This window comes from Microcoleus sp. (genome assembly GCF_041354475.1).
GTDB lineage: Bacteria > Cyanobacteriota > Cyanobacteriia > Cyanobacteriales > Microcoleaceae > Microcoleus.
In genome coordinates this window covers 55,963-69,917 of record NZ_JBGJZU010000003.1, presented here as the reverse complement: position 1 = coordinate 69,917, position 13,955 = coordinate 55,963, and the positions used below count along the sequence as shown (strand labels likewise).

The 13,955-nt window shown below is 43.4% G+C and carries 14 protein-coding genes and 1 pseudogene; 2 read left to right on the top strand and 13 right to left on the bottom strand.

Going from position 1 to position 13,955, the window contains the following annotated elements; all coding sequences use genetic code 11:
- Positions 1 to 3: 3 nt before the first annotated feature.
- From ACBR23_RS01705 to gcvH, 12 genes are all read right to left on the bottom strand, one after another.
- A complete protein-coding gene (locus ACBR23_RS01705) occupies positions 4 to 1,365 on the bottom strand; it encodes a protein kinase (RefSeq protein ID WP_371118441.1) in 1,362 nt (453 codons plus the stop codon).
- 31 nt (positions 1,366 to 1,396) lie between these two features.
- The gene (locus ACBR23_RS01700; protein WP_371114893.1) at positions 1,397 to 1,624 is read right to left on the bottom strand and encodes a type II toxin-antitoxin system MqsA family antitoxin; all 228 of its coding nucleotides are present in this window, start codon (positions 1,622 to 1,624) and stop codon (positions 1,397 to 1,399) included.
- A 17-nt stretch (positions 1,625 to 1,641) separates the two neighbouring features.
- The gene (locus ACBR23_RS01695) at positions 1,642 to 1,923 is read right to left on the bottom strand and encodes a DUF4258 domain-containing protein (protein ID WP_371114892.1); all 282 of its coding nucleotides are present in this window, start codon (positions 1,921 to 1,923) and stop codon (positions 1,642 to 1,644) included.
- Positions 1,924 to 2,015: 92 nt separating this feature from the next.
- Positions 2,016 to 2,498, bottom strand: a complete 483-nt coding sequence (locus ACBR23_RS01690) for a type II toxin-antitoxin system HicB family antitoxin (protein WP_371114891.1) — start codon at positions 2,496 to 2,498, stop codon at positions 2,016 to 2,018.
- Positions 2,495 to 2,908 (bottom strand): hypothetical protein, encoded by a 414-nt coding sequence (locus ACBR23_RS01685; RefSeq protein WP_371114890.1) that lies wholly within the window; start codon positions 2,906 to 2,908, stop codon positions 2,495 to 2,497. Before ACBR23_RS01685 ends, ACBR23_RS01690 begins: the two co-directional genes overlap by 4 nt.
- Before the next feature lie 19 nt (positions 2,909 to 2,927).
- The gene (locus tag ACBR23_RS01680) at positions 2,928 to 3,200 is read right to left on the bottom strand and encodes a hypothetical protein (RefSeq protein ID WP_371114889.1); all 273 of its coding nucleotides are present in this window, start codon (positions 3,198 to 3,200) and stop codon (positions 2,928 to 2,930) included.
- A 53-nt stretch (positions 3,201 to 3,253) separates the two neighbouring features.
- A complete protein-coding gene (locus tag ACBR23_RS01675; RefSeq protein WP_371114888.1) occupies positions 3,254 to 3,598 on the bottom strand; it encodes a hypothetical protein in 345 nt (114 codons plus the stop codon).
- Between the two features lie 331 nt (positions 3,599 to 3,929).
- Positions 3,930 to 5,297 carry a GUN4 domain-containing protein gene (locus ACBR23_RS01670; protein WP_371114887.1) on the bottom strand — a complete coding sequence of 456 codons (1,368 nt, stop codon included), beginning with the start codon at positions 5,295 to 5,297 and terminating at the stop codon, positions 3,930 to 3,932.
- 163 nt (positions 5,298 to 5,460) lie between these two features.
- Entirely contained in the window at positions 5,461 to 6,072 is a 612-nt protein-coding gene (locus ACBR23_RS01665; protein ID WP_371114886.1) for an RloB family protein, read from the bottom strand.
- A gap of 5 nt (positions 6,073 to 6,077) precedes the next feature.
- Positions 6,078 to 7,475, bottom strand: a complete 1,398-nt coding sequence (locus ACBR23_RS01660) for an ATP/GTP-binding protein (RefSeq protein ID WP_371114885.1) — start codon at positions 7,473 to 7,475, stop codon at positions 6,078 to 6,080.
- 170 nt (positions 7,476 to 7,645) lie between these two features.
- Positions 7,646 to 10,591 carry an aminomethyl-transferring glycine dehydrogenase gene (gene gcvP, locus ACBR23_RS01655; RefSeq protein ID WP_371118483.1) on the bottom strand — a complete coding sequence of 982 codons (2,946 nt, stop codon included), beginning with the start codon at positions 10,589 to 10,591 and terminating at the stop codon, positions 7,646 to 7,648.
- A 361-nt stretch (positions 10,592 to 10,952) separates the two neighbouring features.
- The gene (gene gcvH, locus ACBR23_RS01650; RefSeq protein WP_371114884.1) at positions 10,953 to 11,342 is read right to left on the bottom strand and encodes a glycine cleavage system protein GcvH; all 390 of its coding nucleotides are present in this window, start codon (positions 11,340 to 11,342) and stop codon (positions 10,953 to 10,955) included.
- 60 nt (positions 11,343 to 11,402) lie between these two features.
- On the opposite strand from gcvH, the gene ACBR23_RS01645 reads away from it, so the two are divergent.
- Positions 11,403 to 12,248, top strand: a complete 846-nt coding sequence (locus ACBR23_RS01645; protein ID WP_371118440.1) for an alpha/beta hydrolase — start codon at positions 11,403 to 11,405, stop codon at positions 12,246 to 12,248.
- Positions 12,249 to 12,344: 96 nt separating this feature from the next.
- On the opposite strand, the gene gcvT is transcribed toward ACBR23_RS01645, so the two are convergent.
- A complete protein-coding gene (gene gcvT, locus ACBR23_RS01640) occupies positions 12,345 to 13,496 on the bottom strand; it encodes a glycine cleavage system aminomethyltransferase GcvT (RefSeq protein ID WP_371118439.1) in 1,152 nt (383 codons plus the stop codon).
- 286 nt (positions 13,497 to 13,782) lie between these two features.
- Here gcvT and ACBR23_RS01635 point away from each other — a divergent pair.
- Positions 13,783 to 13,923, top strand: a pseudogene (locus ACBR23_RS01635) (IS4 family transposase); the annotation flags it as partial.
- Positions 13,924 to 13,955 lie beyond the last annotated feature (32 nt).

Here is a 13,955-nt window from a genome sequence, read left to right as displayed (position 1 = left end):
GATTTATGATATAGTGTTTAGTAAGGCTTGTTTAAAATCTACTGCACTTTTGTAATAAATTTCAGGATTGTCGATTAAAGCGCGATCGATCGCGGTGGCTAGCGGTTGAGGGATTGACGAAGTGCGATCGCGAATAGGAACCGCATCATTATCCAACACAGCCCGAAACGGGTCTAATCCCACAAAATTGCGCGGCGCATACCCCGTCAACATCACATACAAACAAGCCGCCACCGCCCAAACATCAACCTCCGGCTTAGCATACTTATAATCAAGCACTTGCTGTCGCGGCATAAAATACGGCGTACCCACTTGAGAACCCGTCATAGTTTGACCACTTAAACCCGCTTGATCGAAAGCTTTTGCTAACCCATAATCGCCAATTTTAGCAACTTGTTTCCCTCCCACATTCGCTAAAAAAATATTCCCCGGCTTCAAATCCCGATGAATCAAACCCCGTCCCTTTGCAAAACTACCATCAGCCAACCTGACATTGGGGATTTCCGCATTATGAGTATAAGTCAAACCATCTAAGACTTGTGTAATAATACCTACAGATTCGGCGATAGGTAAAGTGCTGACACCGCGTTTTGCCATCAAATCAACAACGCTACCACCCTCGCAGTATTCCATCGTAAAAAAGAAAGTTTCATCAGCATAACCCGACTTTTTAAATCCTACCACATTGGGATGTTTCAAACATTTAGTATTATCAACCTCCCGCAAAAACCAATTAACCGCCCGCTGATTCGCCGCCACCTTTGGTAACATCACCTTCAGCGCAACTTCTTCATTAGTTTGCTTGTGTCGCGCCAAATAAACCAAACTAAAACCTCCCCTACCCAACTCCTTCAGCAAAACATAATCACCGAGAACTCCGATATTATTTTGACCACCCACAGCTTTCAACAGAAAAGCTTTGAGCATTTCCCACAGATTGGCTTGATTTGAGGGAATAATTGGGGGTGATTGTTGTTGGGCAGTTTTGACATTTTCCGGCTCAAGGGCAACAGCAACACGAAAAGAAGTATCGCTGAGTGTAAATTCATCTCCCTCTCTCAAGTCATACTCTGGGAATTGAATTTGAGCTGCCTCTTCTGGAGTTTGATGTGCTTCTCGCTGACCAATTTTTTTGTTATTTACAAAAGTACCATTCTTGCTACCAAAATCGCGCACCCGGATATCGGGAGGATTGATATCTAGCAAACAGTGATAGCGAGAAATCGTGCGGTGTTTTTCGTCATCGGGAATCTTGGGGTAGCAATCTTTAGCGCGGCCGATAATGCAAGTTGTGCGGGTGTCAAAGGTGAATTCTTTGCCTTTGAGATTACCTGCGGTGATGGTGAGAGTAACTTTTGAAGTCATTTCAATATATGATTGTGAAGGTGATACTTGGCTAAGCAAAACTAGCGACTTCTACAGAACGTTCTATCGCTACACTTTTACGCTGGCGTTTAATTCTGTCGATTTCATGCAATGTTTCGGCTGTTAGGTAACTACTACCACAGTGAGGACAGCTTATTACCGGAATATTTTCTATAACTAGCAAGTCTTTGCCTTTACCGTAGGTTCTGGGAATTCGGCGAATTCGTACACCTTCTGTTCCGCAAATATCACATACCATTTACTAAGTCTCCTTGCTTAAGGCACGTATACTGTAATGATAACAACTTTTCCAGTCGGACTCAGTTTGACAATTAATTCGACTTCTCCTCCATCGGTAGTTTCTCCCCTAATCCGGTATTTTGATTCTGCTGTCACTCTATCTTTTTGACATTCTAGTATTTCACCTGTGAGGATGCCTTGTTCAATGTCATAAATTGTAAAATCGTCATCTTCCATCTCTTCCTCAGCGTGGAGTGTCATGACGTAATGCTGATTGCTAACCTTTTCCCTAATCAGTCGTAGTATTTTATCGAACATCTTTGGTTCCAGCCGACAAATTAAATAAAAACCCGGTTTCTTTGGCCCCAGTGCGTAAATCCTATAATCTTAGGAGTTATAAATTTAAGACGTTAAACCTCAACATATTTGCATAAAGTCCTAGCTTCGGGAATAGACGTACCAGATTGACGCAACTCTTCTAAATAACAAACTATTGCTGCTTTAATTTGCTGTTCAGCTTCTTCGATAGTTGCACCTGTTGCTACGCATCCTGGTAAATCTGGAACATACGCAGAATAATTGCTTTCTGCTCTCTCAATCGCAATAGCATAACGTATAATTATACTTTGATTATCTGCTTTTGCATCTGTTAGTACAATAGAGCCTACCGAGGTTAATTCCCATCTGTCGCGAGGTGAATTGGTTTCTATATCTCGTTTAACCAAACCATCAACGGCTAATTTTTTCAAGACAACCATCATGTCAGGTTCTCGCGGTACATCTCGGCGGGAAAGTGCATTGGCGAGTTCGTACCAACTCCATTTTCCTTGACCTTTAGCTACTAATTCTAGCAAGACTAATTCAAGGTGAGTTAATTGAGTGAGGTTTTTCATAAAAAGTCCTCTACGCTAGGATGAAATAAAACGCCAAATCCTTCTTTTAGTTTATAATCTTCAAGGGTCGCTGTGTGAGCGTTGTTCCAGAGTTCATAAGCCTCATCCGGGTTTGTTGGTTGTCCTGTTGGATAGCCTAGTTTTTTATACCTCAAATACTCGCGCAACTCGTGAGTATAAAAGCGCAAATCAACAGGCTCAGGGACAAGGGTTTCAGTGGCAATACTTCTTAACCTTTCAACCATTCTTAGCTCAGCTTCACCAACTGGATTAAATCTGCGAACATGAGCTTCAACTAAGGCAACGCCTTGATCAGTAATTTTAACATTTTCATAAGATAAGTTGAGAATCTTTCCGCCAGCTTTTGAGGGATTGAAAGGTCTGCCACTTGTTGCACCTTTGTCTATCATTTGTAATTATGAATTTATACTAGGCAAATACGGCGGCTACGGCTGGCGGCAATGCGATGGGTACAAAATATGCAACTGGATACAAATAATCTTCGCCAGATTCATCAATCACTCGGATCAATTGATGTTCCCCAGGTTGATGTCTGTTTACAATTAATTGAATTGGGGGTGATGGGTGGGGCGACAGAAACCGGGTTTCTTCCTGAATCTGGGTGATGATACATAAATTATCGCAGAAACCCGGTTTATTGAGGCATTTGATGGGGGTGTAGAGGGTTTCGACTTCGCTCAACCACCTTCGATCAGGATACCACGAAACCGAAGGGCTAACCAACCTACAGCTAATTATGCTGTTGCCATTAATTCACTAGGATGACTGATGATTTTTAGTGTTTTTTGACTGAAGTAACTCACCTCATAATCTGGGGCTAATTCTTTTTGAAGTTGCAGCCATAGGCTTATACCTTCTTGCTCATAATTCTCTATTTCCTCTTCTGTTGGTTCTGGGGAATTCGGTGGATAATCCCAGTTGATACCAGATTCGTAGGCTGCTGAGTATGTTTTTAACCGATGAATTGTAGCGAGTGAAAGTGGCAATGTCTCCGGGTCAATATTGCCAATATTATCTATGTCTAATCCCCACAAAGCATGGCAGCAATAATCTGGCATTAATTTAATTTTTTGTGTCATTTTATTCGAGGGGCTTGAATTTGGTGGGGAGTTAGAAACCGGGTTTCTTCCTGAATCTGGGTGATGATGCGTAAATTATCGCAGAAACCCGGTTTCTTGGATGTAGCGCGGTGCTTATCGAGTTTGGAATCTATTGGTGGGGAGGTAGAAACCGGGTTTCTTCCTGAATCTGGGTGATGATACATAAATTATCACAGAAACCCGGTTTCTGAGATTGATTTTACTTTGATTATTTGCTCGTTATGTCCCGACAACCCCGTCGGAAACCTAGACAGGGCATGGCTTCGTGGTTTTGGGCTTTGTTGTAAATCTTGATGAAATCCTGAAACGCTTAGATGTTACAGTCTACAAGTCTCGACGCGACAAGACAAGAGACAGCCACCCTATCATCAGCAAAACACGGCATTGGTATCTTACTGTATAACGACGAATATTGTTTTGAATAACACCAATTAAGCCTTTTGATACCTGGGAGGTGAGCTTCTACTGCTTTCTCTGAAAAAGTGAGAGTGACCTCATTGTTGTACAGCTCGTTGCTTTTTGTCCAACCTACCTTATCGCCAAAAGCTTTACATACTTTCTCATCAAGTTTACTGGTTCCCCCCAAACTTTGATAGATGCGCTTCTGCACGCTAAAGCCGAAGCGCCCATTGCTGTATTTTACCCAAAGTTGGTCAATAGTACGCAAGTCCTCGCAGGGGAATTTTTCAATATGTTCTGGTTCCAACCATCCTTCTTTATCCCTACCCGCCACCTTCAACATCACTCTCGCCGTTTCCTCATCGGCTTCTTTCCACTTTTTGGCCGCCAATAAATTCCGCAAGTTTATATAATCCATCCCCACGGCTGAAATCACCCGCGTAGTCTCAGCAGCCACTGGTTTTGGTATCAGCAAATCTAACCATTCCTGCACCGACTGCGGGCGATTTTGCGGTTCCAACTCCATCCCTTTGATAATAGCGGCATTCACCCTGTCGCTAATCCGATCATTATATAGTTTTGGCGCAATCAAAGGGTCTATTATCTTTCTACCGGGCGATGGAATCGGTTTCTGACCCGTTAGCATATTATACAGCGTCGCAGCCAAAGAATAAACATCAGTATAAGCGCCAAGTTGAGGGCGTTTTTCCGCAAGTTCAATGGGTGCAAAAAACGCAGTTCCCGTAACACTATTAGTCATCAACTTTCCCGATGAATTAGCCTGTCGCGCCAAACCAAAATCAATCAAAACTGCTTCCATACCGCGCTTTCTGAGCATGATATTTTCGGGCTTAACATCGCGGTGAGTCAGGTTTTGCTTGTGGACGCAAGTCAGTGCATCGCCTAATTGCTGAATCATTGACAAAGCTTTTGGTTCGGAGAAAATGCCGTTTTCTCTGATCTGGGTATACAAATCAATCCCATCGATTAACTCCATTGCCATACACCACAAATCACCCTCTTGAAACATCTCATAAACTTCGACAATATGGGGGTGACGACACTTGGCTAAAGACAGTGCTTCGTTGACAAATTTACCTTGTGTTTTGGCAAAATCTGGCTGGAATTGTTGGAAAGTATTCAGAGTTTTGATGGCAACGGACTTACCTTCTTGGAGATTTTGAGCGCGGTAGGTTTCACCGAATCCGCCACCACCGAGGTATTCTTCGATGATGTATTTGCCGTCGTGTAGTTGTTGTCCGTCGGGCCAGCGTCTCATGGCGGGTTTGTGGATGGAGTGGATGGTTTTGATTATAGCTGAGATGGGGGAATTTTGGTTGAGGATTTTTTGGGGAATGATTTGAACCGCAGAGGGCGCAGAGGACGCAGAGGTAAGAGAAGAGAGGGATTAATGATTTTGATTCTAATAGCAAATGTTCAAATCACAAGTCTTTACCCAAGCTTTCCAGTAGAATCTCAACCAGTCTATAAACATGAGTCCCTAGGGTTGGTGGCCAATCTTGCTGAGAAATTTGATGTAGGTTTTTTGCTCTATTTACTGCATTTTCTATGTTTTGCTTGTAAGCAGATATATCTAAATTGCTACCATTATAACTTCCTAAAATTGTCCGCAGTCTTGCCTTGAAATTGTCGCAAGTCCTATCCTGAGTATTAAGTTCTTCAAAGTGCAAAGTTAACCATACTTCAAAACAAGGATTGCTAATAGCTAAATTATAGCCTTTTTGTCTAGCTTGACTGCATACAGAACTCAATTTCTTTGCCCCCCAACGATCCACATCGGAAACCAGCCAAAGCATATCATCCTCATCTAGATCGTATCGCTCTTTGAATATATCTAAACGCTCTAAAACATATTCAGGTGAAGATTTGCCATCTTCTGTAGTTGCTAATATTTCGACTTTAATTCTGCTGCTATTAAATATCCTAAAATATTGTTTTTCGGTTTCCTTGCCTTCCGTAGCAACTATAAATAGTTTGGCATCTCTCCGATCCTGTTGCCTATCTAATAATTTTGTGCGCTTAATTTTTCCCATTTCTATTAGTTTGTTGTGACAGCTAGATTAGTTTCACAATTAAGCCACCCTAAATTTTGAGGATTTCCAAAGAATGGAATCGCCCCAAAACGTCCATTCAAATAGCCTTTCTCAATCTTCAGGTCTGGTCTCATTTTGAATTCGGCTAAGGAGTAAAGATTAGATGCACCTTGTTCACTTTTTTCAACAAACCAAATTTCATCACGCCGGAGTAAATCTAGGTCTAGCAAATTGGTATCATGGGTTGTAAAGATCAGTTGGTTGTTTTTGTCTCTACAATTAATTGCTAGTTGGACAAAGTTACGAGAAAGCAGAGGATGCAAGCGCCTATCTAGTTCATCAAGGAAAAAGACTTTTTCTTCTTCTTGTTTGAGAATAAACAAAGCCGGAATTAGATTAATCAGACGTTGAGTTCCTTCTGATTCCTCTTCTATGGAAAAATCAACAAATCCTCCATCTTCACTGCGATGACGAGTTCTGAGTTGAATCAAAATTACTTGACTCTCATCATCCTTAAACAGAATATCTCTTGTACCTCCTAAGTTTTCAATCATTACCATTGAATTTTTTTCTGCTTGATTCAGGGCCTGAATCAGATTCTCTCTTAAAACTTTAGGCATTGTTGGAAAGTGTCGCTCAAAATCCAACTCTAGTTTTTCTGTGACTATGGAGTCAATTGCTGTTCCTGCAAATTTCAGAAACTCACTCATAAAGTCTGTGAATGATTCATCACTAAGTACACTAATTTCTAAGCCAGTATAATCTGCTTCTGCTGGAATAATAGTTAATACTTTTCTGAACCATTCAAAAACAGGCTGTAAAATTACAACGTTTCTCTCCAGAGATTCTGTTAGAAAAAGTTGGTTTGGGCGAGTTCCTTCTGCAATAAAATCGAGAAACTGTTCGCGCTTCTTACTTCTACCTTTAAGCTTTGAACCATATTCAACTGTAGTTTCTTTTTTCGATGAAGTAACCCGCTCAAAGTACATCACTTCCTGCTTTTTGCCATCAGGAATTCCATGTAGCCATTCTTCAAATATTTGCTCTCTATTTAATTTAAAGCCGTAGGAGTATCGATCGCCTTTATGGGTAAAAATAAACTCAAACTTGCTTGGCTGCTTGCTATAATCGCCCAATTTGAATGGAGAAACAGGGATAGTTTGAGTGCTGCGAGTTCCCTGTACCACTAAGTTTTTGGCAAAACTGATGGCCTCAATTAGGTTTGATTTTCCTGCTGCGTTTGCTCCATAGATTGCTGCAATTGGCAATATCGATCGCCCTTTTTCTGCTATATCTTCAGCAAGGTGATCTATATGTTGTCGATCGCTATTAACTCCCACCATACTAAAAGTGACTTCATCCCTGAAGGATAAGAAATTTTCTATAGTAAGTTGAATTAACATTGTTTTTACCCATGAGGAGGAATAGGATTCCGCTAGTTTCAGGAACTATGGTAGCATAAAACGGTATTTAGGAGAAAAAATCTCCTAAATTACCTAGTTTTATTCAAATTTTATCTCTCTAGACGGAGATGTGGGAGATGGGAATGGATTTAGACTTAGGGATTTCAATCTTAAGTGTAAGCCTCGATCGGCAAACAAGAACAGACAAAATTGCGATCGCCAAAAGCATTATCTATCCTACCCACCGCAGGCCAAAACTTATATTCGCGAGTCCAAGCTGTCGGATAAGCCGCTTGGGCGCGAGTATAAGGATGATTCCACTCATCAACCATCAGAGATTCTGCGGTGTGGGGTGCATTTTTCAACACATTATTTTGCGCGTCAAAATTGCCGTTTTCAATCTCCGCAATTTCGGCCCGAATCGCAATCATTGCATCGCAAAAACGGTCTAATTCCTGCTTCGATTCGCTTTCCGTCGGTTCCACCATCACCGTACCAGCGACTGGCCAAGAAACTGTCGGCGCGTGATAGCCGTAATCCATCAACCGTTTAGCGATATCATCGACTTCTATGCCTGCTGTCTTTTTGAGAAGTCGCAAATCCAGAATACACTCATGGGCGACTAAACCAGATTTCCCTTTATACAAAACTGGGTAATAAGATTCTAACCGTTTTGCCATGTAATTAGCATTAAGAATTGCTACTTTTGTCGCCTCAGTTAAACCAACTCCTCCCATCATCCGAATGTACATCCAAGAAATAGTCAAAATGCTGGCACTTCCCCAAGGCGCGGCAGAAACAGCACCAACTGATGTTTGTTGACTGTTCATTGTTGACTGTTCGCTGTTAAGAACAGAATGACTGGGCAAAAATTCTACTAAATGAGACATTACCCCGATCGGACCCATGCCCGGCCCGCCACCACCGTGAGGAATGCAGAAAGTTTTGTGCAAATTCAAGTGACAAACATCAGCACCAAAATCACCAGGGCGACACAAACCAACTTGAGCATTCATGTTAGCCCCGTCCATATAAACCTGTCCGCCGGCTTGATGGACAATCTCGCAAATCTCTTTAATTTCTGCTTCAAAAACGCCGTGGGTAGATGGATATGTTACCATCAATGCAGCCAGTTCATTTTTGTGCTTTTCGGCTTTTTTCTGCAAATCAGCAACATCAATATTGCCCTGAGAGTCGCAATCAACCGCCACTACTTTCATCCCCGCCATCACCGCGCTAGCCGGATTTGTGCCGTGGGCTGACTGGGGAATCAAACAGATATTCCGGTGAGATTCGCCCCGATGTTCGTGGTATTGACGAATTACTAACAAACCTGCATATTCGCCTTGGGAACCTGCGTTTGGTTGCAAGGAAATTCCAGCAAAACCAGTGATTTCTGCCAGCCATTGTTCGAGTTGCACGAACATCATTTGATAGCCGCGAGTTTGATGGCTTGGTGCGAAGGGATGAATTTTGCTAAATTCCGCCCATGTCACGGGAATCATCTCGGCTGTTGCATTCAATTTCATCGTGCATGAACCTAGGGGAATCATCGATGTATTTAGCGATAAATCCTTGGCTTCTAAACGGTGCATATAGCGCAACAGTTCAGTTTCGGAATGGTAGCTGTTGAAAACTGGATGGGTGAGATAACTGGTTGTGCGATCGCAAAAAGCCGGATAAACTAAAGATGAAGTAAAATCATCTGCATCTAGCGACATACTCACAAAAATATCGCCGTCAGCATTGATAGCATCTTTCTCGTCTGCAAAAATTGCCCACAACTTTTTGACATCGCCCGCAGTCACAGTTTCATCCAGACTAATTCCCACCGTTTTGTCATCAAAAACTCGGAGATTAATCTCGTGAAGTTTAGCAGATTCTAAAACTTCGGATAGTTGCTTATCTCCCAATTCCACCCGCAGAGTATCAAAGAAAGGTTCAGCACCAATTTTGTATCCGAGGCTTTTCAAACCCGAAGCTAAAAGTGCAGTTAAATCCCGGACTTTTTCCGCAATTTCTTTTAGCCCTTGTGGCCCGTGATAAACAGCATACATACCCGCCATCACCGCCAGCAAAACTTGAGCCGTACAAATATTGCTAGTTGCTTTTTCGCGGCGGATGTGCTGTTCGCGAGTTTGCAATGCCAAACGTAAAGCAGATTTGCCGTTAGCATCTTTGGAAACGCCAACAATTCGTCCTGGAACTTGCCGTTTAAACTCTTCTCGCGTGGCGAAATAGGCTGCGTGAGGCCCTCCGAATCCTAGGGGGACTCCGAAGCGCTGAGTGCTTCCTACGGCTATGTCAGCGCCGAATTCGCCTGGGGGTGTAAGTACGCAAAGGCTCAAAATGTCGGCGGCAACTGTGACTAAGGCTCCGACGGCGTGGGCTGATGCGATAAAATCTGTGTAGTCGTAAATTGCGCCGTCTGTTGCAGGGTATTGTAGCAGGGCACCGAAGATTTTGCGATCGCACTTAAAGTCTCGATGGTCCCCCACAATCACATCAATTCCCAGCGGCTTAGCGCGAGTTTGCACAACTTCAATGGTTTGAGGATGGCAATCTTGGGAAACAAAAAACACTTTTCCCTTATTCTGGGAGACGCCATAACTCACCGCCATCGCTTCCGCCGCCGCCGTTCCTTCATCCAGCAAAGAAGCGTTGGCAATTTCCAAACCTGTGAGGTCAATTATCATCGTTTGGAAGTTCAGCAAAGCTTCCAATCGCCCTTGGGCAATTTCGGCTTGGTAGGGAGTGTAAGCTGTATACCAGCCGGGATTTTCGAGGATATTGCGGCCGATGACTGGGGGAGTGATGCAGTCGTGATATCCAGTGCCGATGTACGATCGCAATACCTGATTTTTTGCCGCAATTTCTTTCAATTCTGCCAATGCAGCATACTCGCTTTTGGCAGCAAGTAATTCCAGGGGTTGCTGAATGCGAATCGCCGCCGGAATTGTCTTGTCAATCAAATCATCGAGGCTATCGATGCCCAAAACATCGAGCATTTCCTGGATTTCCCTTGGTGTCGGGCCAATGTGCCTGCACGCAAAACCATCGATGGGAGTGAGCTTTTGCTGCTGATTCGACTCAATTTGAGAACTGTAGAGTACCAAGGCGGATTCTCCTGAATAGACTTTTACTTCTTTGTTTGTAACATTTTGCAAAGGAAGAAGGAAGTTCGGCAACAGATTTTGTAATGGATTTAACGGATAGGAGGAAGTTCGGCTACGGATTTTGTAACGGATTTAACGGATGTAGATCAAATCCTCTCTTCATCGGAATTATTCATCTCTCTCTGAATCTCCCTCTGCGTTCTCTGCGTTCTCTGCGGTTAAATCATGACCATGCAACCGGAATTGATATAACTGACAGAAGGAAAAGGGGAAAGGGGGAGAGATGGCTACGAATGCCCCATACTTTCGGCCCCATACCCCATTCCCTATTCCCTATTCCCTATTCCCTATTTCCTATTCCCTATTCCCCTTCCACCATTTTGCGATACTCCTCGACTGACAAAGCCTCATTCACTTCGCTGGAATCTGCCACGCGCACTTTCAACAGCCAGCCAGCGCCATAGGCATCTTCTGCTAAATTCTCAGGAGATTCTACAATGGCATCATTGCGTTCGATGACAGTTCCCGTAACGGGTGCTTTCAAGTCTTCAACAGCTTTCACTGACTCGACTGTACCGAAAGCTTCGCCTTTTTCCAGGGTTTCGCCGACTTCTGGTAATTCCAGAAATACGATATCACCTAGTTGATCCACTGCAAAGGCGCTGATGCCGATAGTGGCAATTTCGCCTTCGAGTCTGATGTATTCGTGGGTGTCTAGGTATTTCAAGTCATCGGGGTATTCTAGTGCCATGTCTTTTCTCGCAATAAATAAAGTATCCACTAAATCTTATTAAACTATGGTCATTTAGTGATGGCAAACAAGAATAGGAAAAATATTAAACGCTTGCTTTTGGGAGATTTTTCTGTCAAACGACTGATGCGCTCTATTATTTTTATTTACGCATTTCTGTGTTTTTATGCTTTCTTTTTTTCAGAACCCCTAATTTTTCAACATCCCCCATCTAGTCAGAGTGATAGCAGGGAAGTTATCAAAATTAACTCAGCTAATGGCTTGAAAATTTCTGCCCTTCATTTTCCTAACCCGCAAGCTAAATATACCATACTTTACAGTCACGGGAATGCGGAAGATTTGAGCGGAATTTTGTGGGTAATGGGAGAGATTCGAGATAGCGGCTTTGCTGTGTTTGCCTATGATTATCAAGGTTACGGCACCAGTCAGGGAAAGCCTTCTGAGTATAATACTTATCGTGATATTGAGGCTGCTTACAATTATTTAACGCTACAGTTGGGAGTACCTGCAAAGCAAATTATTGTTTACGGGCGTTCTGTGGGTGGTGGGCCGGCAATTGATTTGGCTTCGCGGCAAACAGTCGGTGGTTTGGTGGTTGAAAGTTCGTTTGTTTCGGCTTTTCGGGTGTTGACGCGGATTCCGATTTTACCCTTTGATAAGTTTGTGAATATTGATAAGATTGGCAAAGTGCGATCGCCTGTTTTGGTGATTCACGGTAAGGCCGATGAGGTGGTTCATTTTTGGCATGGAGAGCAGTTATTGGCTGCCGCCAAGGAGCCGAAATTGAATTTTTGGGTCGATGGGGCCGGTCACAATGATTTGATGGATGTGGCGGGCGATCGGTATGCTGAAACTTTGCGAAAATTTGCTAAGCTAGTCGATGAATCTTCTCTACCAAAGTTATGAGCAACGGGCTCGCGTGCCCGTTCCCCAAGAAGAAATACATTTTATGGTGGGGTGGGCACGGGAGCCCGCCCCTGAATTAATCCTAACTTACTTAAGTTAACTCTGTCGGTTTGGCGATCGATAAAATGGTTTTTTCACTACCCTAGCTGGATAATTTTTGCCGCGAATTTCCACTTCTAGTTCCTGACCAATTTTAGCTAGTTTTGTGGGAACATAGGCAAGGGCGATCGGTTTATTCAAAGTCGGTGACAAGGTACCGCTAGTAACTTCTCCTACTTTTTCACTTTCAAAGATTACCGGATAACCGTGACGCGCAATGTGCTTCCCTGCCATTTCTAGCCCTACTAACCGCTTGGAAACTCCACTCGCTTTCTGCTGTTCCAAAACCTCGCGGCCAATAAAATCGCCTTTGGTATCGAGGTGAACAACCCAACCTAATCCAGCTTCTAAAGGTGTCGTATTATAGTCGATATCTTGACCGTACAATGCCATTGCTGCTTCTAAACGCAAGGTGTCTCTCGCACCCAAACCGCAGGGTACAACCCCCGCAGTTAATAATTGTTGCCACAGTTCTTTTCCTACTGCTGCATCGACCATAATCTCAAACCCATCTTCACCTGTATAGCCAGTCCTAGCGATAAAACTTGGCTGTCCCAACAGGTTTGTTTCTAAGTGACCGAAGGCTTTAATTGGCGTGAGGTCGTCGGTAACTAAGGGCTGGAGGTAAGTGACAGCTTCCGGCCCTTGAATTGCGATTAAAACTTTGTCTGGTGAAATGTCTGTAAAACTGACACCGCTTAATTCTAAGTGGGCTGCTATCCAAGCTTTGTCTCGGATGCGAGTGGCGGCGTTGACAATGATGACAGCCCGTTCTTCGCTAGTGGTGGCATCGGGTTCTTGGCAGTAGAAAATGATGTCATCTAAGATGCAGCCTTGGGCATTTAACAATACTGTATATTGAGCTTGACCTGGTTGCAATCGACTTAAGTCTGAGGGCACTAAGGGTTGAAATTTAGCCCTTAATTGTTTCCCTCTCAAACCAAATTTTCCCATGTGGGAAATGTCGAACATTCCTACTTGCGATCGCACTGTTTGATGTTCGCTGCTCAGACCGCTGTACTGCACCGCCATCTCCCACCCGGAAAAGGGGACCATCCGAGCTTTGAGTTCTAATGATAGGTCGTACAGAGGTGTGCGGGCAAGTGGGCTCGGATTCTCTGGATTGTTGGATTCAGTTGACTTGGCCACAGGTAGCGCTTTGGTTGCGGTAGAGTATTTTGATTTTACCAAACATGGAGTTGGTATTTCTGGGCGATCGACTGAAGGATAATTCAGTGATGTTGCTTGAGGATGGGTAGAATGTCGGTTTTAGGTTGCTAATAGTTGATTTCCCATTCTGCACCCCTCCCCCAAACCTCAAATTTACCCAAGAGCAAAAGATGGCAATTACCGATCTCTTCAAGGAAGGCAACAAGCCCAACATCGTTATCATCACCCGATCGTATTCGCGATCGAAATGTACCAGATCCAGAAACTGAGACTGTCTTATTTGTGGACTGGTTCTGTGAATGGCATCAAGCTTCAAATTTGGGCAACTTGGCTGTTTTATGCGGTGCTGCTTGATGTGGCTGATGCCGTTGCTGACGAATTGTCACTTTGTACTGAGCAGATTTCTTGAGAAATGCTGTTTCTAGGAACCAGTTAACA

Excerpts from the sequence above, each read along its gene's own strand:
- ACBR23_RS01700 (WP_371114893.1), bottom strand. The coding sequence starts at position 1,624 with ATGGTATGTGATATTTGCGGAACAGAAGGTGTACGAATTCGCCGAATT.
- ACBR23_RS01665 (WP_371114886.1), bottom strand. The coding sequence starts at position 6,072 with ATGGGAAAAATTAAGCGCACAAAATTATTAGATAGGCAACAGGATCGG.
- ACBR23_RS01690 (WP_371114891.1), bottom strand. The coding sequence starts at position 2,498 with ATGAAAAACCTCACTCAATTAACTCACCTTGAATTAGTCTTGCTAGAA.
- ACBR23_RS01675 (WP_371114888.1), bottom strand. The coding sequence starts at position 3,598 with ATGACACAAAAAATTAAATTAATGCCAGATTATTGCTGCCATGCTTTG.
- ACBR23_RS01660 (WP_371114885.1), bottom strand. The coding sequence starts at position 7,475 with ATGTTAATTCAACTTACTATAGAAAATTTCTTATCCTTCAGGGATGAA.
- ACBR23_RS01685 (WP_371114890.1), bottom strand. The coding sequence starts at position 2,908 with ATGATAGACAAAGGTGCAACAAGTGGCAGACCTTTCAATCCCTCAAAA.
- ACBR23_RS01670 (WP_371114887.1), bottom strand. The coding sequence starts at position 5,297 with ATGAGACGCTGGCCCGACGGACAACAACTACACGACGGCAAATACATC.
- ACBR23_RS01695 (WP_371114892.1), bottom strand. The coding sequence starts at position 1,923 with ATGTTCGATAAAATACTACGACTGATTAGGGAAAAGGTTAGCAATCAG.
- ACBR23_RS01645 (WP_371118440.1), top strand. The coding sequence starts at position 11,403 with ATGGCAAACAAGAATAGGAAAAATATTAAACGCTTGCTTTTGGGAGAT.
- ACBR23_RS01705 (WP_371118441.1), bottom strand. The coding sequence starts at position 1,365 with ATGACTTCAAAAGTTACTCTCACCATCACCGCAGGTAATCTCAAAGGC.
- gcvH (WP_371114884.1), bottom strand. The coding sequence starts at position 11,342 with ATGGCACTAGAATACCCCGATGACTTGAAATACCTAGACACCCACGAA.